Origin of the sequence: Desulfosporosinus sp. I2, from assembly GCF_000960765.1 — a bacterium.
GTDB lineage: Bacteria > Bacillota > Desulfitobacteriia > Desulfitobacteriales > Desulfitobacteriaceae > Desulfosporosinus.
In genome coordinates this window covers 1-21898 of sequence record NZ_JYNH01000002.1, presented here as the reverse complement: position 1 = coordinate 21898, position 21898 = coordinate 1, and the positions used below count along the sequence as shown (strand labels likewise).

Sequence of the window (21898 nt, the reverse complement as noted above, 5' to 3'; positions counted from 1 at the left end):
ATAATACTAAATCATCCTTAAGCAATCAATCGTTTACACAAATCCGTTGCTGCTGCAGCATCAGGTGCATACCCATCAGCTCCAATTTCATCCGCAAACCCTTGAGAAATCGGAGCCCCCCCAACAATGATCTTAACCGAATCACGCAGTCCCTCTTCCTTCAACGCCTCAATCGTGTCCTTCATGGACAGCATTGTCGTCGTCAAAAGCGCAGACATCCCGATCACCTGGGGCTTATGCTCTTTCACCGCTTTAACAAACGCTTCGGCATCGATATCGACACCTAAGTCAATAATCTCGAACCCTGCACTCTCCATCATCATCAGGACTAGATTCTTGCCAATATCATGAAGATCCCCTTTCACCGTTCCGACCAACACCTTGCCAGCTGTAGGCATATCCTTATCTGCAATCAAAGGTTTTACCACTTCGATCCCTTTACTCATCGCCTTAGCAGACATCATAACCTCTGGAACATACATATCCCCGGCCTTAAAACGAACCCCAACCACATTCATCCCCGCCATTAATCCTTGATTAATGATCTCCAGCGGATCGTTGCCATTGCCAACCATTCTTTGGGTTAAAGTCTGTGCGCCATTATAATCACCCTTGATTACCAGTTCCGCCAAGCTATTAAAATCACTCAATTGAAACCCTCCTTTACTTTTCGTTTGCCCCGACCTTTTCCCGAGCCCTTTTTAGAATCGTTTCAATCTGCTCCCTAACCTCGTCAGTCACGAGTTTGGGCTGATGGGTTTCTAAAATCTGCTTAATCCGTTCTCGCGCCCGATCGACCATCGTCTTACTCCCGTTTTCAGACCAATTCTCGTAATTGTTAAAATCTGAAAGATCGGGCAGCCAATTCTCTCTAAAGTGATTCGCAGTATGGTCATCTCCCAGGAAATTCCCACCGGGACCCACCCTCATGATCGCCTCTACCCCTAAGGATTCTTGATCGGTATCGATCCCTTTGAGCAGCCGTCGTGCCCTGCCGATTACCTCATTAGAAATAACCAATAATTCCAAAGACCCCGTTAATCCAAATTCCATATAGAAAACATCATGCATAATATTGCACCCTTGGAGGGCACCCATTAACGTAAACATCGTTGACTCTGCAATCGCTTGCTCATCACAAACCTTCGCATTACAGCACCCAGCATATCCCCAGGAGGGCAGTTCGTAATAGTGGGCCAAATCGACCATTCCCCCCTGAAAGAGCACCGCTTCAGGAGTACCATAAACAGCCTGCATGGTCCGCATATCAAGAGGAGAATTACCATAACCGTAAACGAACGGGGCCCCCGGCGCCTTCAATTGGTGGATCACTAAACCACTCAAGGCTTCGGCATTAGCCTGAACCAAAGCTCCCCCGACCGTCGTCGGCACAGAAGCACCTGCTACACCACCACAGGCAAAATTCGTCGGAACTCCATTCTCAGCAGCAATCAGCAATTTGTCCACAGAGTCTTGAGGATGCTGAAGGGGGGAGGTAGGTTCCGTGTAGATCATAAACAGCGGTTTTTGACGCAAACGTTCTTTCCCACCGACCGCACTAGCCGCCATCTCAATAATATCCCGTAGGGTATCCCCATCCTCCGCAATCACCACTTGGGGCTTTACGGTGTTCTGCACCATGATGGCATACTGTTCGCGATTGATCATACGACGATCGACATCGCATAAAAGTCCCATCGACATCACAAAATCAATATTCGGCAACTTATCACAAAGCCTAATGGCATTCGCAACATCCTCTTGGTGCCATTTTCGCCTTTCTTGGCTGACCGGATCTAAATAATTAAGCGTGTCTGAGCCTGTGCCAAAATACACATTGGACCCTTGTAGTTGAAGCGCTGTTTCGCCGTTTCGATTATATAAAGTGACATGCGAAGGAGCTGATTGCAGTGCTTTTTTAACAAGATGATTGGGAAAATAAACTCGGTTCCCATTTTCAACCTGTGCCCCCGCCTGGCGTAAAAGTTCAACGGCTTCTTGATGGTGGATCACCATACCCGTCTCTTCAAGAATCCGACTACTCGCGAGATGAATCTCTTCCGCTTGTTTTTCAGTCAATGTTCGGAAAAACAGCCCATTTCCGTGTGAGCTTCCTACTCCCATAATCTTTACCCCCTCACAATTTCCCGTTCCATAATTTCTGGTTCATAGTTGGATCAATCTAGCTCCTAGCCTTTCTTTCTCGTTTCATGGTCGCTTTCACGTTCTCCGTTTCCGAGATGATATCATTTAACCCTTGACGGATCGACTCCTCCAACAGTTCCGCAGTATGCGTCGCCACAATCTCTTTGGCCAAATCACCAGCGTGATCTTCCGCTGTCTTAGACCCCTGCTCTTCCCAAATCTCCCAGAATGAACGATTGAACTGCTTCGGAGCCCAAATCTCTTCACGGAAATGGTCATACGTATGGGCATGACTCACAAAATTCCCACCGGGACCTATCTCATCAATGACATCGACCGCCATGGTCTCTTCATCAATTCGGGTTCCTTTACCCATGTAACGTGCATTATCCATGAAATCATTGCACATGGTCAGGAAGGTTAACGAACCCGTTTTCCCACCTTCCAGATACCCCACATCATGCACCAGATTAGCTCCCATTAACTGAGCTAATAAGATCCCTGTTCCTGCTTCCATACCTGCCTGAGCATCTGGTACTGGTGCATTAACACAGCCAGCCTCCGTAAAGTTGGGAATCCCGTAAAACTGAGATAATTGAGTCATGATAGCATAGTTCATCATCGTCTCCGGAGATCCATACAAGGTCGCAGTGGTTCTCATATCCATAGGAGTCGCCCCGCCGCCAATAATAATGGGAGCTCCTTTTTGTTTTAATTGGGCCATGACGACTCCCGCTAAAGCCTCAGCGTTCATTAGGACAATCGTTCCGGCTTTCGTAACCGGTGTAGTCGCCCCAGACAAAATACCAGGTGTGTAGACCACAGGGACTCCATATTCAAAACATGCAAACATCTTTCCCAGACCATCATTAGTGTGAACCAACGGGGAAATCGGCTCAGAGTAAAGAATCAAGAACGGATTCTTGCGAAGCTCCTCTTTACCCCCAACCACTAAAGCGGCCATCTCTAATTGAGCGCGCATGTTTATCTCATCATGGGCAGTAACAATCATCGGTTTAACCGTATTCGAAACCATCGCTTCAAATTGATGAAGGTCGCTGACTTTCGCACTTTGATCTGAAGCAATAGCATAACTCATCACAAAATCATAATTTGGCAAATAATCCATGACCCGGCAAGCTAATTCAACATCCTTCTTCGTCGAGCGTCGTCGCTTACCCGTTTCTAAATCTATAGTATAAGGCAGATCTGAGCCTGTCCCAAAATAGGTCCGATTCTTTTCCAAGGGCATAACCCGTTCACCCTTACGGTTAGCCACCACAATCTTGCTCGGTGCTAAACGAATACATTCGTCAACCAACCAACTCGGAATCCGAACACGATTTTCATTGACAATACACCCAGCGTCTTTCAATAATTGTAACGCCTCTGGGTGATCGACTTTAACGCCTGTACGTTCAAGGACCTCTAAAGTCGCGAGATGAATCTGCTCAATTTGCCCCTCACTTACCCACTGGAGCAGTGGGGTTGAATGTTCTATGCTATTCGATCGAATCTTTTTCATGAATTCTATACCTAGCCTTTCCCCATTTTTAGTAACAATCTAACAAGTTTTAAATACAGTTATCTATCTAAGTGAATCTCTAGAGTTACCGACAATATCCAGCGACCTTTTTCCACATACCTATGCAAACTAAAGTGCTCCTCCCAGAGATACGCTCCAGAAGGTGGATATTACTAGTTTAACTCTGCAAGATATATGCCATTATCAACCTTTAAAGTACCCCAAGCAAAAGGTACTGGATTTGATCTACCCACTTCAAAAAAACTACCAGAAAAAGCTGCCTCATGCCGCCTATTCTGTGCACTTCAACCACCGTTCAATCACTGTGCAGCTAATCAAACAAAAACTTAAAGCTATCCCTCTAAATTTCTGTTAAAACCCCAAACGCATAGGAAATTGGCAGCCATACTTCGTCCTTTAACTCATACAGCATTCTTATATTTAATTCCTAACCGCCAAAAATAATGGCTCTGCCCAATATTTAGGCATTCGTTTTTACTTAAACTCGTCTCGTCATGGAAATAGCCTTAGCCACACAACTATCAACACAAATTCCACATCCCCAACATTTATCCTGATCAAATTGAATCATCTTCCGTAACTTACCGTTCATCTCCATTTCGGTATCTCCTACATAAAAAGCTGAGAAATTACACCGTTTTGTACAAACCCCACAATGTAAACATAAAACATCATCACGCAATGCCACCTGGTTACTAACCGGAAATATCCCTTTCATTCCGCGTTCCTGGGCCAGACGTGTTGGATAACAACAGCAAGAACAACAATTACACAACCAGGCTGGACCCTTCTCCCGCCAATCACTATTTATTTGATGCATCAAACCATTTCGATGCGCAACTTTCACAATCTCTCGAGCCTCATCCTTCGAAAGCGGACGTCCAAACGTACGGTCGGTAATCGAACCATCAAAACTTAAACAAGTTTCCGTCGGTTTCGAACACCGCTCCGCTAACTTGCGACAATTGCAAGGAACCATGCGAATTTCACTGACAGAATTCAATAATTCCTCAAGGTCCTCTATCAATAAAAACGTCTCAGGAGCCCTATCCACCACCTCATTGTTCTTAAGTTGTTCAAGATAAGGACCCATCCCCTCAGCGTATACCTGATAACACCAATCATCCAAAGCCTTCAGCAACCTATCGCCAATGTCATCCTCAGCCTTTTGATCTTTATTAACTCTATTCTTATTCTCACCACTATCCGTACACCTCTTAAGATTTACCTTATAGCTCTCGTCAAACTTGCAAAGAAAATCCAACCTCCCATAGAAATCAGCCCCAAAATACACAAACCCCTCGTCTCGCACTTCCCTATTCACAATACTTTTATAATAACAATCTTCCAACAACACCCCCGCCTGCTCCAAATCACATCCCATCGATTTAGCAACATCAGAAACAGAACACCTTTGACCATCCAACCGTACCACCAAATCCATCTGAGATTCAGACACAAAACAAGACAAATAAGGCACCACAAAATCCGGCACACTAAACAAAACAACAAACTTTTCAACCATAGACATAAAAAATCCTGCCTTTCATGAATCCAAGTAGAAATACATATCAGCGCCAAACCTATCAAGATCAAGGCTTTCATATCAAAACCAACAACGAATCAAAAGCCACCTTATCCCCAAAGAGGGCATAAAGTGGCCAATAGAATTTTAACTTTACCTTAAATTTCCTCCCTGTCACCCAGCCCACTGGCACAGCACCGATTCAGAGGTGCACGTTCCCCAAGACATGCATAGAGGAACTTACACCAACGAAATATCCTAACCGTCACCCACCCCGGCGACACAGCACCGATTCAGAGGTGCACGTTCCTCGCCCGTACCCCTCCGTCCTCCCCATCGTCGCCCAGCCCAGCGGCGCAGCACCGATTCAGAGGTGCACGTTCCCCAAGACATGCATAGAGGAGGAAGTGACTTAGCTTAGTGAGCATGATTAGTGGAATTGCGTCAATGAGCGTAGTCGATCAGGCGTGAAGAAACTCAACGGTTCACATGCAGAAAGCCCAGAGGTTTTGAGTTTTAGCCTGAGCGACAAGCGAATAGCAATGGAACGTTGTGCGAATGGGCTAAGTCACTTCCTCCCACCCGCACGGCCCAGCACCCTCTACTCCCTCCAAGCCGCCTTACTTAAGCAACCCCTTACTCTTCAAGAAAGTCGTCGAAACTTCCTCAATAGACTTCTTCTCAACATCTGCTTGCATGTTCAATTCTGTAATAGTCTTGGTATCCAGCAAAGCACTTAATTTCTTCAGATCAGCAGCGATCGTAGGATATGCATCCACTATCTCTTTCCTTACAACAGGGGCAGCATTATAAACAGGGAAAGCCTTTTTATCATCTTGGAGCATGACCAGCTTATCCGTTACGATTCTTGGCTCCGTGGTGAAAGCAAGGGCTAAATCCCCTTTTTGTGCTTTAAGAGTGTCATAGTTCAGGCCCATGGCAACGTTGACATAATCCCCTTTAGGCATTTTGAAATCATAGGCTTTTTCAAAAGCAGGCAACCCATCAGCACGACCTTCCCACTCAGGGAAGCCAATAAACTTCAAGCTTACGCCCTTCTTCACTTGGGCAACATAATCCGAAATTGTTTTCAATTTATACTTCTCAGCAACATCTCCGCGAACGACAATTCCATAAGTATCATCTAAAGGAGCATAATCTAACCAAGCAATGTTATTCTTAGCATCCCATTCTTTAATAAGGGTATAGCTTTCTTTGGCATCAAACACAGGGTCATGTTTCATTAAGTTAATTACGCCCGTACCTGTATATTCCCAATACATATCGATTTGTCCAGAGGTCAAAGCAGGTCTGATCACAGCTAGTTCACCAAGACCCATCTTGTTTTCAACAGGGTATCCTAAGCCCTTAAGATACTGTAAGCTAAGTGTTCCTAAGAGTGCCGCCTCCGTAAAAGTCTTAGACGAAATCTTAATTGTGGGTCCTTTTTTCGCAGTGTCCGCTGCAGTTCCTGCAGTTCCACTAGCTGCAGGCTTTGAGCCGCAGCCCATAACCCCCCCAAGAGCTAAGGTTAGGGACAAGATTGCAACAAGAAATAATGATCGTTTCTTCATGTACATTCTCCTTCCTTAATCCAGATAATTCAATTATACATCGTTTCACAATACTTAGAAGGTAATTTTCTCAGAATATGTTTATTTTTCCATAAGCTTTAGCTATCGTAACGGTGTCTATTCCTCCTTTCGCCTTTAACTTCACTTGCGAACTCGCTTCGCTCGTGATGCAGTGAGAGGCTCAACCCTCCCTACTGCATTAATTATACTGAGTTCATCTCTCACTAATCGAAGTGGAAGACTTCTTCTGACACTTGGTTAAACGTTCCTTTTACTCGACTCGCATGCCCGGCGGAGTGATGCGATATTCAAGGTAACTTAACAGGCGATCCAAGGAGATTGCCATGATCGCCCCTAGCCCTGCCCCAACCAGTAAATATTCGGGCCGGAAGAGAGACAACCCACCAATAATCAGGTTACCCAAACCGCCCGCTCCAATCAGAGCAGCTAGTGTCCCTATACTAACTACATAAACTGTAGCCGTACGAATCCCACTAAGAATGATTGGCATAGCCAATGGGATTTCAACTTCAAATAAAATTCGTCGTTGCGACATCCCCATACCGCCAGCCGCTTCCTTCACATCAGGACTGACCCCCATTAAACCAGCAATCGTATTCCTGACGATCGGCAATAAACTTTGGAAGAGCAGCGCAACCACAGCCGGTTTCATACCCAAGCCTAGGATCGGCAAAGCCAAAGCAATCACAGCAATTCCTGGAATCGCTTGCAAGATATTCAGCAGGTTAAGGGTGATCAGACCAAACCGTTTGTATTTTGGACGACTCAAGAAGACTCCCAAGGGTATAGAAATCAAAATGGCAATCATGATAGTTACCAGAACAATCGTGGCATGGACGAACAGAGCATCTGGCGCTTTATCGAAAATAGCAACTCTGAAATTCTCCCAACTCATTTACTCACCCTCTTTTTTATAAACATGGTTTCGAATGTCCTTAAAAGAGAGCATGCCACAAAGTTTTTCACCCCGTAGAATTCCGAGAAAATCAGAATTATATTCCAGCAATAATGAGAGCGCATCCGGCAAAGGAGTCGTCGACTGGACGAAGGCTTTCTTCGTCTCAAGCACTCGTTTTTTGAACCCTTCAACATCTCCACCCAACTCTAATGCATCGGATAAGGTGATATGTCCTAAAACTTTACCAGCCTGATCTGAAACGAACGCCACCTCAGTTCCCGCGTCCTTTAAGGTTTGAGCGACATTCTGCCACTCGTTTTCCCTAACAACACACTGGACAGGGTGCATAGCATCTTCAACCTGGTACAAATTCAACTTCTTGACCACCCGATCATGGCCAATAAAGTTCTCCACAAATTCATTGACAGGATGGGTAAGAATTTCTTCTGGGGTACCAAATTGAACTAACTTTCCAGCGTCAAAAATTGCAATACGATCTCCCATTTTAATGGCTTCATTAATGTCATGCGTCACAAAGACAATCGTTTTCTTGATCTCCTTTTGCAAACGCAACAACTCATCTTGTAGATGGGTACGGGCGATCGGGTCAACCGCCCCAAAAGGCTCATCCATCAGCATAATCGGAGGATCGACCGCCATAGCTCGAGCAACGCCCACTCTCTGCATTTGCCCACCACTAAGTTGAGAGGGATATTTCCCCCACGTCTTTTCTAAATCAAGCCCCATCATCACGATCAATTCTTCGACCCGTTTCTTAATCTTCTCCTTTGGCCACTTGTAAAGCCGAGGCACAATAGCGATGTTCTCAGCAATCGTCCGATGCGGCAAAAGACCAATCTGCTGAATTACATACCCAATACCCATTCTCAGTTGATCCGAGTCCGTGTTTGTCACATCATGCCCGTTAATTTTGACCACCCCGGTCGTCGGTTCAATCATGCGATTAATCATGCGCAAAATTGTGCTTTTCCCGCAACCCGAGGGTCCAACTAAAACACAAATTTCTCCTTCAGGCATGGAAAGAGTCAATTGGTCAACGGCTGGGACGGCTTGACCCGGATACTTTTTAGTTATTTTCTCGAGTTCAATCATTAGTATCATCCTCTGCAAACATTATCCTATCTCTAACTTCAAATGGATATATTGGTTATGAGGAATTAGCGAGTAACCCTTAATCCTTTAGGGACAATCCTTTTCTCAATTAACCCAAGCAAGGTATCTAAACCAATCGCAATCACAGAGATAATTAAGGCCCCTGTGACCATCATTGGAGTATTCGATCGAACAAGTCCTTCAGAAATAAAGCGCCCCAAATTGCGCTCCCCGATGTAAGTAGCAATCGCTGCGATACCCGTCGTCATGACAACCGTGATCCTAAACCCAGCGAAGATAATCGGAATACCTAATGGCACGAGAATTTCGCGTAAAATCCTTCCCGTACTCATCCCCATTCCTTTAGCCGCTTCAATAACATTGCGATCGACATTCTTAACCCCATCATAGACGCTGCGAATCAAGGGCATCATTGCATACAGGACTAAAGCAAACAATGCCGACTTTCGTCCTAATCCAAACGTTGGAATCGTGACCAGAATTGCAAACATCGATAAACTCGGAATACAAAAAATCGTATTCGCCAGCGCCAAGACCCGAGCCGCCCACTTATCGCTTTTCGTCAACAGCAACCCGGTCGGTACCCAAATCAGCAAGGAAATCCCCACCGCCCATAAAACCAGGGTGAAATGATTTCCTGAATACTCTATAATTGTCTCCGTATTTTTACTAAAAAAATTGATTAAACTCATTAAGGTCACTCGCCATCATTCTTTCTATGTTTAAATTGCTATAAAAGAGTTCAATACATAGTAAACCTAGAGCCAATCCTAAAATACTGCAAGAATCATGCCCAATTTTCAGTCAATTGTCTCATCTACCCTTGACCCTTAAAACCAGCTTGCAAGGTGCCACGTTTTTTTGCATATGAAAACGCCAAAACGCCCTTGTGTTGTACTATAGATGGAGGATTTAACGTGGACGCCAAAAATATTGTCAGCGCTCAAAGATTATGCAGCCCTAACTTTTTCATACGGTATTGGAGATTTTGCCGGGCAATCCCTATCGAATTAGCAGCCTTAGTAATATTTCCGTTATGATTCTTAAGCGCTTCAGCAAGGACTTGCTTTTCCACCTCCCGTAAAGCATCTGCCAAAGTGCTTGCCCCTTTTTTATAGAACTCAGTCGAACTCCCCGCTTGACTTAGAAATTTTGCCCTTAGATAATGCGGTAAATGGTCCACCGTAATGACTTTGCGGCCATCAAGCATGTTCATGGCACTTTCGAGAATATGTTCCAGTTCTCGAACATTCCCCGGCCACAAATAGCGCAGGAAAACGTTTTTCAACTCTTCATCCATCAAGACCCCGCCCGAACCGTATATCTTCTGATATCGATTCAAGAAATAATCAATTAAAGCCTCAACATCTTCCTTCCGATCTTTCAAGGGTGGTATGAAGAGCGTCATCACTGCCAAGCGGTAAAAAAGGTCTTTACGCAAACTGCCGAGATTTACGGCTTCCCAAGGATCGACATTGGTAGAACTAATAACCCTACAGTGTATCGGTATTTCCACCGTCCCGCCGACTCGCCTCACGGTTTTTTCTTGCACAACCCGCAAGAGCTTTGCCTGGAGCGCAATACTCATAGAATTAAGCTCATCTAAAAATAAGGTCCCATTCCCCGCTTGTTGAAATAGTCCCTTGGACTCGACCGCCCCCGTAAAAGCCCCTTTATGGGTCCCGAATAGAATACTTTCCAGCAACGTTTCCGGGATCGCCGCACAGTTAATGGCCACAAAGGGTTCCTTCTTGCGAGCACTATAATTATGAATTGCTTGAACCAGTAATTCCTTACCCGTTCCAGTATCACCGAAGACTAAGATAAACCCGTCGGCGACAGCTGCCTTCTTAGCTGACGCAATAAGACTTTGCATCGTAGAGCTGGCAAAGACCATCGATTCAAACGTGTAACGAGTTCCATTATTTCCACGCTGATCTGGCCCTTCAAGACCGATTTGATCCTGTAATTGCATTGTCTTTGTTAAAAGTTCCTTATACTTAGTAATATTTTTACACACCGAATAGACTGCGATAACCTCATCATTTTCTAGAACGGGAAACGTACTTGCTATAATATTGACCTCTTTCCCTTGGTTGGTGAAATAAGTCTTATGTTTTTCAAAAACGGGTTTTCCGGTCAGGACAACGCTTAGATGCTCACTATTCTCCAGCGTCACCGCATCATAGACATCGGTCAAATACATTCCGACCACATCTTCAATGGCCAACTCTTCTAATTTAGCCATTTCAGAATTATAGAAGATGATTTTACCGTCACGATCAGTAACAATAACCCCTTCTTCGATCGAATCAAAGAGCTGCCTAAATACCGGAACCATTATATCAACAGGCATACTCCTTCTCCCTTCTAATTATACAGAACTTTCACCGAACTTATCGTGCTTAATTCTCCAGAAATAGGACAATATCCTCTATGAAACCCATGAGACTTTATTCAAAGAACTGATTTTCAAAGTACTCCCATGCTCCTATTGATAAGTTCTGGAAACAAATCGCTCAGCATATCAAACGCCAGGCCACGAATAGCCAGACGTTTATACTCTTGGGAAGCCCGACCAGGGATTGCCCGATCAACGACCTCTGTAAGCCGGTCGGCAGTCTGGCGAGCTAAATCTGAATTAATCCCTTTTCCCTGTAATTCCAGCTCTAACTCCTCCAAACGAAACGGAATCCGCCCTAAAGCCCCCACTGCCCAGCTTGATTTTACGATCGTATCATGCTCAGAGTCCACTTCCACCCTCGCCGCGATATTCAGACGAGCAATCGACACCGCAGTTCGACTGCCTAATTTTCCGAAGGCACTGATAATCCGTGTCTTTTCGCTGGATTCCCACACCGGAAAATCAATCTCTGTGATGATTTCATTTCCCTTAAGCCCTAATCCTTTTCCAGCTTGAAACTCAGCAAATGATACCCTCCGTGATCCCTTTGGCCCCTGAATAGTAACCCAAGCCTCTAGAACTAATAACGCAGGCAAGCTGTCTCCTGCCGGTGAAGCATTGGCGATATTTCCACCGAGGGTCGCTCGGTTGCGAATTTGAGTGGACCCTACCTGAGAGGCTGCCTGGCTCAGACACTGGGCTTTCCCTTGCAGGAGGCTGCTCTCAGCTATTTGACTGAAGGTTGTCCCACTACCAATTCTTATCCTACCCTCGACTTCCTCAATAAACTTCAGTTCCGAAATCTGAGAAAGATCGATCAGCCAAGCAGGTTTCAGCTTCCCGCTCTGCAACCGGATCACAAGATCCGTGCCTCCACTAATGAAAGTTACTTCTTTATTAATGCGAGAAATTATTTCAAGCCCTTCCTGAACCGTTAGTGGACTGGCAAACTCACAATCCGACATTATAAAAACTCCTCTCCCCTTGGGGGTAGATTATTAACGAGAGTCAATCTCTTTGATAGTTTTAGATATTCGATAGTTTTCTACGTTCCCCTCTAAAGACTTTAGAAATTCCTCAAGTTTTTACAGATATTAATGATTATTCATGCAAATAAGTGAAAATAGGAAACGTCCCATGTACGCACATAAAGGTCCATACTCGGTAAAACAATTATTCTACCAAATATGGACCCTTTAATATTGTTGAGACCGGATATTAATAGCAATTTGGTTCAGTATCAAGTCACGGTCTTTCTCCTCTATGCAATTGCTTGGTTCAAGTTAGATGCAAGTCGAAAACCGCCCCCAACTTGCATTAACTTATTTTACTTCGGCAGGACAATCACAGGTTTATCTTTAGACTGCCTAAACAACAGGAAGTTCCTCCCGATGACTTGCACGAGTTCTGACCCTGTTTGCTCAGCCAGGTCCGCGGCTATGGCTTTTGGCTCCTCTAGACAATTTTGTAGAACCCGGCCTTTTATGAGCTCCCTTGCCTCCAGCGCCCCATCCGTTTGAGTGACCACGTTCTCAGCAATTCCACCCTTACCCACTTGCAAGATCGGATCCATCTCATTTCCCATAGCTCGTAAATGACGTTTTTGTTTACCTGTTAACACGAACTCTACCCCCTAAATTGTTTATTCACTCATATCTCAAAGCGGCCATCGGTTCGAGCTTAGCCGCCTTTAATGCTGGATAAAAGCCGAAGAATAGTCCTACTCCGATTGAAAAGGACACGGCAGATAGAACCGCCCATCCAGATAAAAGCGGCGGCCAGTGCAAAAAATACGCTACTGTCAGAGCACTCCCGACCCCCAAAGCAATACCTAAGATCCCCCCGATCAGGGATAAGACAATAGCTTCTAATAAAAACTGGGTCAGAATATCTCGTTCCTTCGCTCCAACCGCTTTGCGCAGGCCAATTTCGCGAGTGCGTTCCGTGACTGAGACTAGCATCATGTTCATAATCCCGATCCCCCCCACCAAAAGGGAGATTCCTGCGACCAGACCAATAAAGCTGGTCAGAATGCGCATAATCTTACTCGCTGATTGAACCAATTGCTGCACATTAAAGGCCTCATACTGATCAGTAGTCCCATGTCGCACATTCAAAATGCGCTTAGCATTCGAGATAACGCTTTCCAAATCCGTTTCTCGGTAGGTCGCACCCTCCAGCTGATCCACCCGTTGAGATTGAAAAATATCCGTCCACGTCCCCCATGGCATATAAGCATAGGCATTTTGAGGACCTACATTAAATTGCGCGAACGAGGATTGATCTTTAGCCAAAACCCCAATCACCCGACAGGGAACATTATGGAGAATGACTTGCTGCCCCAAAGCATTCCCCGCCCCAAATAATGTGTCCGATAAGGTTTGATCAATCACGACTACGCGATGATCAGCTGAAAATTCTTCTTCTGAGAAGAAGCGTCCTTTGGCAATATCCCGCCGACGTAAATCCGCAAACTCAGGGGTCGTCCCTACGACCATAGCGGAAGAGCGCTTTTGGTTCACCTCTAACTCAGTATACTCGATACTCGCTGGCAATAACGCCTTGATTTGTGGCAGGGCCCGTATCAAACTCTCCCGATCAGAAAGGGTCAAGCGATCTCCCTCAGATTGTCCACTCCCAGCGGATTTTGCGTACAATACGAACAAGTTAACTCCGCTTTTCTCCATTTCCTGCATGATCGCTGCTTTGCCCCCCAGTCCAATCGTGACAACAGCAATCACCGCAGCAATCCCAATAATAATCCCCAGCATCGTCAATACAGTCCGCAGCTTATTAGTGCGTAGGCTAAAGAGGGCTCCCCTCAATCCTTCTAGGAAGCTCATCCCCCCCCACTTCCCGTTTCAGGTGCAACCGCCATTCCTTCCAATAATTCCTTAGAGGGGTTCAAAACCACTTGGTCCCCAGCGTTTAAACCAGACGTGATTTCCTGATGAGTATCGTTGCCAATCCCCAGCTTCACCTCGGTCTTACGAAGACGCCCCTCTTGAATACGGTAGACATAATTCTTGTTCCCTTCTTGAAAGAGGGCCTCTTGGGGAACCGCCAAAATCCCTTCCTTGGTTTCCAGAATGATTTTTAGACTGACCGTAAATCCTGGCCTCAGCCCAGCCGACACTTGATCTAAACGAATTTTTATCCCAACCGTCGGCGAAGCATTTCCCTGGACGCTTGGTTTCGTAACGGCTACCGGAGCAATCTCGATAATGGTTCCTTGAACGGAAGTGTCTCCCAGCACTTTACTCGTAATCGTGGCCTTCCCACCGACTTTCACCTTACCCGCGTCTACCTCATTCAGCTGCGCCTCAACGTTCATCTGGGAAAGATCAGCCACTACTACAAGCGGCAGCTGTACAGAAGAGAGATTTCCAGCCTCAGCATTAACCTCCAGAACCGTTCCAGCGAGGGCAGCCTTATATATCATTTGCCCCTGTTGAACCTTGGCGACTTTGAGCATTTCTTGAGCCTGCTTTAAAGCCGCCTTACTTTGGGCCAACACCCCTTCCGCTTGTTTTATCACAGTAGGGCTTAAACCACCAGCACTCCCTGTCGCACTGGCACTCTGGGCTTTTTGTAATTCCTCCAAATTAGCCTGCGCAGCATTGACACTCGTTTGGGCGGCCTCAACATTCACTTTAGCTTGAGCTACTTGGGCATCAACCAGAGTCGTATCAAGTGTGACGAGGGTTTGCCCCACTTGAACGGACTCCCCTACTTTCACCGCCACGTTCGAAACCCGCCCCGGGGTTAAAACACGCACCTCTTGGCTAGACACCGGAACAACGTTTCCATTAGCATAGACATCTTTTTGCATGGAGATAGGTGCAACCGCTCCGGCTTTGACCTTCAGAGGGCTCTGAGAGGTTCTCCAAATCCACCATCCACCAAGGGCTAACGCCAGAATTAGAAATCCAATCATTCCCACCCACAGCTGCTTCTTCAACGATCTCCCCCCTAACACCCATGCATCATCCCTAACCAACGTGACCCATCCCAGCCTTCAATAACACAAACCCAGGCCGTTACAAGCCTGCACACCTAACCGAAATCATACCCAATCAAACTTAACGCCCGAGATCTCCACTTTATCCCCTTCTTTGATTCCCGCATCACGTAAAGCATCGTCAATTCCCATGGCTTTCAAGATATTCTGGAAGCGATAGACACTTTCTTCTCGATCAAATAAGGTCATCTTAACATGCCTCTCGATTTCTTTACCGACCACAATAAACAGATCCTCTTCCTTTAAAATCTCAAAGCGCGGATCTGATTCAGCCTTCGTAACTCGATGTTCAGCCGGCAGACTGACAATTTCGGGCACCGGAGTATCCGGCAAGACCTGGGCAATGCGATACATTAACGCTTGCAACCCTTCCCCAGTCGCAGCCGAAACCGCAAAGATTTCATTTCGACCCTTAATCTCTTCTCTTAAACGCTTCAAGTTTTCTTCAGCACCAGGGATATCCATTTTGTTGGCTACAATAATTACAGGTCGCAGGGCAAGCTCCGGACTATAAAGCCGAAGTTCTTCTTCAATAATCCGCAGATCCTCCAACGGATCCCGCTCCTCTGACCCAGAGATATCTAAGACGTGCAGAATTAAGCGAGTCCGCTCAGTGTGGCGCAAGAATTCATGTCCCAATCCCGCACCAGCATGAGCGCCCTCAATCAGCCCTGGAATATCCGCTATCACAAAGCTTTCCCCATCCGCGATCTCGACAACCCCCAAATTCGGAATCAGGGTGGTAAAATGATAATCCGCAATTTTTGGTTTTGCCGCAGATACTTTAGAAATCATCGTGGATTTTCCAACATTGGGAAACCCAACCAGCCCTACGTCTGCTAGAAGCTTTAACTCTAAACGCAGCCAGCGTTCCTCGCCCGGTTCTCCGTTTTCCGCCAAAGTAGGCGCTTTATTGGTATTGCTCATAAAACGAGCATTACCCCGTCCTCCACGTCCGCCCGCTGCTACCACGACACGCTGCCCATGTTCAATAATATCCGCCATAGGCTCCCCTGTACTATCATCGAGAACTACCGTTCCGACCGGAATACGCAGAATGATATCTTCTCCGCCCCTGCCGCTCATATTTTTCGCTAATCCATGGTCACCGCGATCCCCTTTATAATGACGTTTATAGCGAAAGTCCACAAGGGTTCTTAAGCCCTCATCTCCTATAAATACTATATTTCCCCCGCGTCCACCGTCTCCACCGCTCGGCCCGCCTTCAGGAACATATTTCTCACGGCGAAAGGCAACTGCACCTGCTCCGCCATCTCCACCTTTAACATAAATCTTCGCCTGATCATAAAACATACTTAAATCTCCTTAATTAGGTTAACTCTAAACAAAGGTCACCATTTTATCATAAAGAATCGTCTCTTCGTTCGATAAGATAAACTGGAACGCTAAGCCCCCCGGTTCAGTAAACAAATACACTTCCGCTTGTAAGTCCTTCGACATTGGAGAGCGCGGGAATGCTTCCATACAGTCTTTAGTGTACCCGTATAACCGCTTTACATATTCCTCTTGCCAATGATCTTGCCAAAACTCTTTCCGTTTCATCTCATCAGGAAAATCAATCGTCACAGTTATCCCTTCCTGACTCAGACGAATCAAGAAACCCAGCATGATTGCCGCTAAGTGAGGTTCGGCAAGATGCCCTATCTTTTGCTCTTCCTGAGACTCAGCGACTGTCTCCCGCATATACTGAAGAGCCTCCGCCGGATGGTTGAGCTGTAAATTACCCATAATCACCTGCCAGTGATTCAAATAATCATGCCTCTGAAGGCGATACCACTGTAGCATCTCTGACAATAACGTCTGTTCAACCTCTGACACGTTCATCCTCCCTCTACCCTCTCAAATAAACCTTAGTTCATCTCAGATTTTACTACTATTACCTGTTCCACTGTGCACTCTGATTATCTACATTTCCTTAAGTACCTCTATGTATCTCTATGCACCTCAGTTACAGCTCTTCCTTTTTTTTCTTTCTCAGTTCCGAATAGCTGTCCTTTCAATCCTCTTCTCATTCTTCCATGCGTTTGCCACAAGTTTGCTCCGAAAAAACTATGGGAGTCTATCTAGAGTTCTCAAGAAGAGTAATGCATATACGAATAAAACCCCTGGGAAAACCCAGGGGTGAATAAGAAACAGCTTATTGGGCGATAGCTACCGGCGTACCTACGCGCTCAGCGTAAATACTCACTTGCTTATGCAACCGATCTTTATGCTCGAACTTAACATAGCCGTCAATCAGAGCAAATAAGGTATCATCTTTACCCAGACCACAGTTTTTAGCGGGATGAAACTTCGTTCCACGTTGACGCACAATAATCGTACCAGCTTTTACGAATTGACCATCGCCGCGTTTCACGCCCAGACGTTGCGCGTTACTATCACGACCATTTCGCGAGCTACCTACCCCTTTTTTATGGGCGAACAGTTGAAGATTCATTTTTAGCATGGAGTCCACCTCCTTCGATCTATAAATATATAGTCTTGACCATAAGTCGTTCGTATTTGTTCAATCCCTAACGCCATCGTTTGCAAAATCCACTGAGCCTTTTCCAAGTCTTGCTCGGCAATTCCATCCAGCTGACAGGTGAGATGTCCATCTGCCTCCTGCGCTTTAGGAACCACCGACAAGAAATGCTCCAGCCCATTGACAGCCGCTATACTCAGTGCAGAAACACCTGCACAGACTATGTCCTGACCCTCTTCAGCAAACCCAGCATGTCCTGACAACTCAAATTCACGAATTCGCCCTTGCTCATCCGCCCATATTATGAAACGAATGCCATCTTGACGCTTACGCTTGGAGTGCCTCAACAACAACTTTTGTGTAGGGTTGACGATGTCCTTGCTTGCGACGATAGTTTTTCTTGGACTTGAATTTGAAGACAATAATCTTCTCCCCTTTACCGTGCTCCACTACTTTCAGCACTGCTGTAGCACCGGCCACAACAGGGGTCCCAACATTAACTGCACCGTCTTTTTCCACGAGGAGAACCTTATCAATCGTTACGGCATCTCCGACGTTCGCATCCAATTTCTCAACGTAAAGTACGTCGCCCTCTTGAACGCGGAATTGTTTACCACCAGTTTCAATCACTGCGTACATTTTATTACACCTCCCATGCCCTAGACTCGCCATTGCAGGTCGGTTCTTTAAAGCAAAAAACCCGTTAATACCTGATTCGAGCGGTTGCGGTGAGAAGTCACCACATTTAGATATTTTAGCATTTGAAGGCTTCCTTTGTCAACCTTTAGTCAAAGGAGGTAAGCATTTTAATCACTAAGAAACACTTTTATCCGATCAGTTTTTAGATCAAAAGAAGTAACAAGTAATAAATTAAGCCGAAAGCCTCGTTAACAACTTGGATCTTTTTACCAAAATAACGATACCCAATAATAAAAAAGCTCCTAAAGAATCAAATCCCACATCCCACCAAGAAGAACCTCGCCCAGGTACAAACAATTGATGGAGTTCATCAGAAGCCCCATACAATGTGGCCAAAATCCACGCAAACCGTATATTTAATCCCGTTGCCATATACAATAACACAGCCAAAATACCAAACAGGGTTACATGGGCGCATTTCCGGAGAATTTCGTTTACGCTTATGGCTTGTGCAGTGGGTAATTCGGTAGCATGCTTCAAAACGGCTCCTGTTTGAGTCGCAGTGAAACTTGGTAGCGCTGTAAGCAGAAATATTAAGACGCACCAACTTATGACTAACAACCACCAGAACTTCCTAGAAAACATCCGAGCACCTCTTCTCTTATTCAAACACTTCCATAGGATTGCTTTAGTGAATATTTTTGAATCCTTTAAAGGCTAGCCAATTTGTAAAACCTACCGTTCTCATCTGAAGCGACATCCTGGTACGAACCTTGTTCAACAATTCTCCCTTGATCCAAAACCATAATTTGATCCGCATTCTTGATCGTCGACATACGGTGAGCAATAATCAAGATTGTCAACTTGCCTTGAAGCCCTTCGATAGCATTCTGAATACGTTTCTCATTTTCTGAATCCAAGGCACTGGTGGCTTCATCCAAAATAAGCAGTTCAGGCTTCCTCAACAGTGCTCTTGCCAAGACGATGCGCTGCCGTTCGCCACCAGATAGCCGTATACCCCGATCGCCTACCACAGTATCCAGTTTTTCCGGCAAGGCCTTGACAAAATCGTCGATAGCCGCCAGTTTTAAGACTTCCCACATCTCCTTTTCGTTGGCATCCGGACAAGCCCAAGTTAGGTTATCTCTGATACTAGCATTAAATAAAAACGCATCCTGCGGTACATAGCCGATTGACTGTCGCCACGAAGACATGTTGCTACTGTCTAACCGTATATCGTCAATCAATATTTCTCCTTGCTCCGGCAGTATCAAACCAATGATTATATCAGCCAGAGTACTTTTACCAGCACCGGATACCCCAACAATTGCGGTGGTACTTCCCGCCGATAGTAGTCCATTTATATGCCTAACGGCATAGCACTCGTTTTCTACATTATATCTGAAAGAAACATCGGACAGACGTATTCCTCTCCGCAAATTCATCGGTGGTACGATTCGATCCAGCACTGGGATCTCTTCTTTAGCTATGCAGAGAGTGTGAAGGTCCGACACTGCTTGAAACGCCGGCAGCATCATGACTGCATATTGAAGACTGGACTGAAAGGAAGAAAACTTCGGCCAAAGTCTGGAAAATATGACCACAATTATTAGAAAGCTTTGGGCATCCGTTTTAAACACCTGAATGGCTGTGTAAAAAAACAGACTGATGAAGACAGCTGCAGCAATTTTATAAAACATGGTCACCATGCTTCGGACTCTCGTAAGATCAATATACGTTTGTTCTAGTTTCTTGCGACGAGTTTCGAAATTCTTAATCTGCAATTGTTCGATACCATAACTCTTCACTTCTTTTATGCCATTTAAATTTTCAATAATCTCCGAAAATATATCACCCGTAAAATTGGAGATATTCATCCCAATACGGCGCGCTTCCTTGCTCAAGAAATGCATACAGAAAAACAGAATCACCCCGCTACCGATCACCAAAAGGGTCAGATAAGGCGCAAGGATAAAGGCAATACCAATCTGTATGGCAGCAATCACCCCGGTTGCGAACACCTGGAGGAGATAATAGGTGCACGAACTCACCCGCATGAGCTCTGTCGTAATAACATGGGTTATCTTGGACTTTTTGACTGAAAGAAAAAGGGACCATTGGGAATATGTCAGAGCCCTATATAGTTCAGTCGTCAAAAAAGTGTCAAAAGACTCCTGGATGGCGGTATGCAAAATCCCCTCGTAACGCTGTAGCCAGCTCTGACCGACAATAACACTCGTATAAACTACCAGTACCAGCGGTAAAGTCAATTTTATTCCCATAGGTTGAAGAAACTGGGCCATGATCTGCCCTAACCCACCTTGCTCAGAACCCGAGCTAATACCAGCATAGGTAAGTAAGGGCAACAGCATGACAATTCCGACCCCTTCTAATAAACCTAGAACGATAATTAGTATTAGGTCAAGCATCAACTTAGCCTTGGCAAAACGAAATAATTTTTTCATATAAGCCATGAGTATCTTTGGCATAAACTATCTCCCCGCTAATTCCAGTACCTTACGACTAAGCCAATTGAAGGGCCGAAATAGATAATACAGAAAATACAAAGATTCCGGCAAAGTTATTAATTCGAAATCTCTATCCTTGGGTAAGAGTTTTTTATAGAGATAAGCAAACTTCTTTTTCCACCCAATTTGCACGCTGAACTCGTACTTCTTGCTGTGAAAATACAAGGGCATACTGATTGTTAAATTGGCAGGCTCATAATTGACTGAGAAAATAAAAGGAAGTGCCATCCTAACCAAGTTCCGAGCTTTCCGATCTTTCATGATCCTTTGAACAACATTATCTGGGACAGGAGCTTGCAATAGATCGTGCGCAAAAATTACCGCCTGGTTTAGCAGTGCTTCTACTCCCAAATGTTCAGCCAATGCATATAACCTTTCCCAAGAGAATCCTCCCCGTCCTAACAGAACCGCGATATCACACAGCCATTTCAGTCGAAACCAGGCATGACTGGCACCATGTAACATTAAAAACAGTAATAACTCTTCGGCCCCGGGAATATACATTGCTTGTCCCGCAATAGTTAACTGAGTCAGACAACTCTCTATTTCATTTAACGGTATCTCAATGCCATAGTGACCCACCCGCCAGTGCAGTTCTAAATATATCTCTCTGTCGTTATGTCTAAATCCAAGGTGGTGATTTGTTTTCATCCAATTATTCAATCGTTCGGGCGTTACGACAGAACTTGGTTCTATTCGCTCATACCCTTGATTTTCAATAACTACTATAGCCTTATGTACGTCTTCCGGCCAGACTAGGATATCCAAATCCCGGGAGGGCCTAAGTGCCAGGTTACTATACAACATGTATCCTAATGGAATACCTTTCAGCACCACAGCACGAATCCCGCTCTCCTCCATTAACCGTAATACATTGATTAAATCCCCGGTCATATGCAAGGCCTTGGATGTGTTTTCACGCAACTTTTTCTGAAGAATGGTCATTACCGTATCGGGCACAGCAGAATTCGCTATGGC

Annotated in this window: 22 protein-coding genes; all 22 read right to left on the bottom strand. The window is 45.3% G+C overall.

What is annotated here, in order from left to right:
• Nucleotides 1-17 precede the first annotated feature (17 nt).
• The gene (locus UF75_RS00825) at nt 18-650 is read right to left on the bottom strand and encodes a corrinoid protein (RefSeq protein ID WP_045572706.1); all 633 of its coding nucleotides are present in this window, start codon (nt 648-650) and stop codon (nt 18-20) included.
• A gap of 13 nt (nt 651-663) precedes the next feature.
• Nucleotides 664-2124 carry a trimethylamine methyltransferase family protein gene (locus UF75_RS00820; protein ID WP_045572705.1) on the bottom strand — a complete coding sequence of 487 codons (1461 nt, stop codon included), beginning with the start codon at nt 2122-2124 and terminating at the stop codon, nt 664-666.
• 58 nt (nt 2125-2182) lie between these two features.
• A complete protein-coding gene (locus UF75_RS00815; protein ID WP_045572704.1) occupies nt 2183-3670 on the bottom strand; it encodes a trimethylamine methyltransferase family protein in 1488 nt (495 codons plus the stop codon).
• Between the two features lie 499 nt (nt 3671-4169).
• Nucleotides 4170-5222, bottom strand: a complete 1053-nt coding sequence (locus tag UF75_RS00810) for a 4Fe-4S dicluster domain-containing protein (RefSeq protein WP_045572703.1) — start codon at nt 5220-5222, stop codon at nt 4170-4172.
• Between the two features lie 252 nt (nt 5223-5474).
• Nucleotides 5475-5609 carry a hypothetical protein gene (locus tag UF75_RS30635; protein ID WP_282433746.1) on the bottom strand — a complete coding sequence of 45 codons (135 nt, stop codon included), beginning with the start codon at nt 5607-5609 and terminating at the stop codon, nt 5475-5477.
• Nucleotides 5610-5836: 227 nt separating this feature from the next.
• Nucleotides 5837-6790 (bottom strand): glycine betaine ABC transporter substrate-binding protein, encoded by a 954-nt coding sequence (locus tag UF75_RS00805; protein WP_045572702.1) that lies wholly within the window; start codon nt 6788-6790, stop codon nt 5837-5839.
• Nucleotides 6791-7061: 271 nt separating this feature from the next.
• Nucleotides 7062-7706, bottom strand: a complete 645-nt coding sequence (locus UF75_RS00800) for an ABC transporter permease (protein WP_045572701.1) — start codon at nt 7704-7706, stop codon at nt 7062-7064.
• Complete coding sequence (locus tag UF75_RS00795; protein ID WP_045572700.1) at nt 7707-8822, bottom strand: ABC transporter ATP-binding protein; 1116 nt, start codon at nt 8820-8822, stop codon at nt 7707-7709.
• A gap of 65 nt (nt 8823-8887) precedes the next feature.
• Nucleotides 8888-9535 (bottom strand): ABC transporter permease, encoded by a 648-nt coding sequence (locus tag UF75_RS00790; RefSeq protein WP_045572699.1) that lies wholly within the window; start codon nt 9533-9535, stop codon nt 8888-8890.
• Between the two features lie 251 nt (nt 9536-9786).
• Nucleotides 9787-11199 carry a sigma-54-dependent Fis family transcriptional regulator gene (locus UF75_RS00785; protein WP_045572698.1) on the bottom strand — a complete coding sequence of 471 codons (1413 nt, stop codon included), beginning with the start codon at nt 11197-11199 and terminating at the stop codon, nt 9787-9789.
• Between the two features lie 116 nt (nt 11200-11315).
• The gene (locus UF75_RS00780) at nt 11316-12212 is read right to left on the bottom strand and encodes an FAD binding domain-containing protein (RefSeq protein WP_045572697.1); all 897 of its coding nucleotides are present in this window, start codon (nt 12210-12212) and stop codon (nt 11316-11318) included.
• 362 nt (nt 12213-12574) lie between these two features.
• A complete protein-coding gene (gene yhbY / locus UF75_RS00775) occupies nt 12575-12868 on the bottom strand; it encodes a ribosome assembly RNA-binding protein YhbY (protein WP_045572696.1) in 294 nt (97 codons plus the stop codon).
• A 25-nt stretch (nt 12869-12893) separates the two neighbouring features.
• Nucleotides 12894-14090 carry an ABC transporter permease gene (locus UF75_RS00770; RefSeq protein ID WP_045572695.1) on the bottom strand — a complete coding sequence of 399 codons (1197 nt, stop codon included), beginning with the start codon at nt 14088-14090 and terminating at the stop codon, nt 12894-12896.
• Nucleotides 14087-15208, bottom strand: a complete 1122-nt coding sequence (locus UF75_RS00765; protein WP_045572694.1) for an efflux RND transporter periplasmic adaptor subunit — start codon at nt 15206-15208, stop codon at nt 14087-14089. Before UF75_RS00765 ends, UF75_RS00770 begins: the two co-directional genes overlap by 4 nt.
• Before the next feature lie 105 nt (nt 15209-15313).
• On the bottom strand, nt 15314-16582 hold the full coding sequence (gene obgE / locus UF75_RS00760; RefSeq protein WP_045572693.1) for a GTPase ObgE: 1269 nt from the start codon (nt 16580-16582) through the stop codon (nt 15314-15316).
• Between the two features lie 27 nt (nt 16583-16609).
• On the bottom strand, nt 16610-17113 hold the full coding sequence (locus UF75_RS00755; protein ID WP_045572692.1) for a Spo0B domain-containing protein: 504 nt from the start codon (nt 17111-17113) through the stop codon (nt 16610-16612).
• 313 nt (nt 17114-17426) lie between these two features.
• A complete protein-coding gene (gene rpmA, locus UF75_RS00750; protein ID WP_045572691.1) occupies nt 17427-17735 on the bottom strand; it encodes a 50S ribosomal protein L27 in 309 nt (102 codons plus the stop codon).
• A complete protein-coding gene (locus UF75_RS00745) occupies nt 17729-18067 on the bottom strand; it encodes a ribosomal-processing cysteine protease Prp (RefSeq protein ID WP_045572799.1) in 339 nt (112 codons plus the stop codon). The genes rpmA and UF75_RS00745 overlap by 7 nt, the downstream gene beginning before the upstream one ends.
• Before the next feature lie 13 nt (nt 18068-18080).
• Nucleotides 18081-18392 carry a 50S ribosomal protein L21 gene (gene rplU, locus UF75_RS00740; protein ID WP_034144769.1) on the bottom strand — a complete coding sequence of 104 codons (312 nt, stop codon included), beginning with the start codon at nt 18390-18392 and terminating at the stop codon, nt 18081-18083.
• Nucleotides 18393-18623: 231 nt separating this feature from the next.
• Nucleotides 18624-19037 (bottom strand): VanZ family protein, encoded by a 414-nt coding sequence (locus UF75_RS00735; RefSeq protein ID WP_045572690.1) that lies wholly within the window; start codon nt 19035-19037, stop codon nt 18624-18626.
• 65 nt (nt 19038-19102) lie between these two features.
• Nucleotides 19103-20881, bottom strand: coding sequence for an ABC transporter ATP-binding protein (locus UF75_RS00730; RefSeq protein ID WP_045572689.1), 1779 nt, complete (start codon nt 20879-20881; stop codon nt 19103-19105).
• Nucleotides 20882-20884: 3 nt separating this feature from the next.
• On the bottom strand, nt 20885-21898 hold a 1014-nt coding region (locus tag UF75_RS00725; protein WP_045572688.1), incomplete at its 5' end, for a nucleotidyltransferase family protein.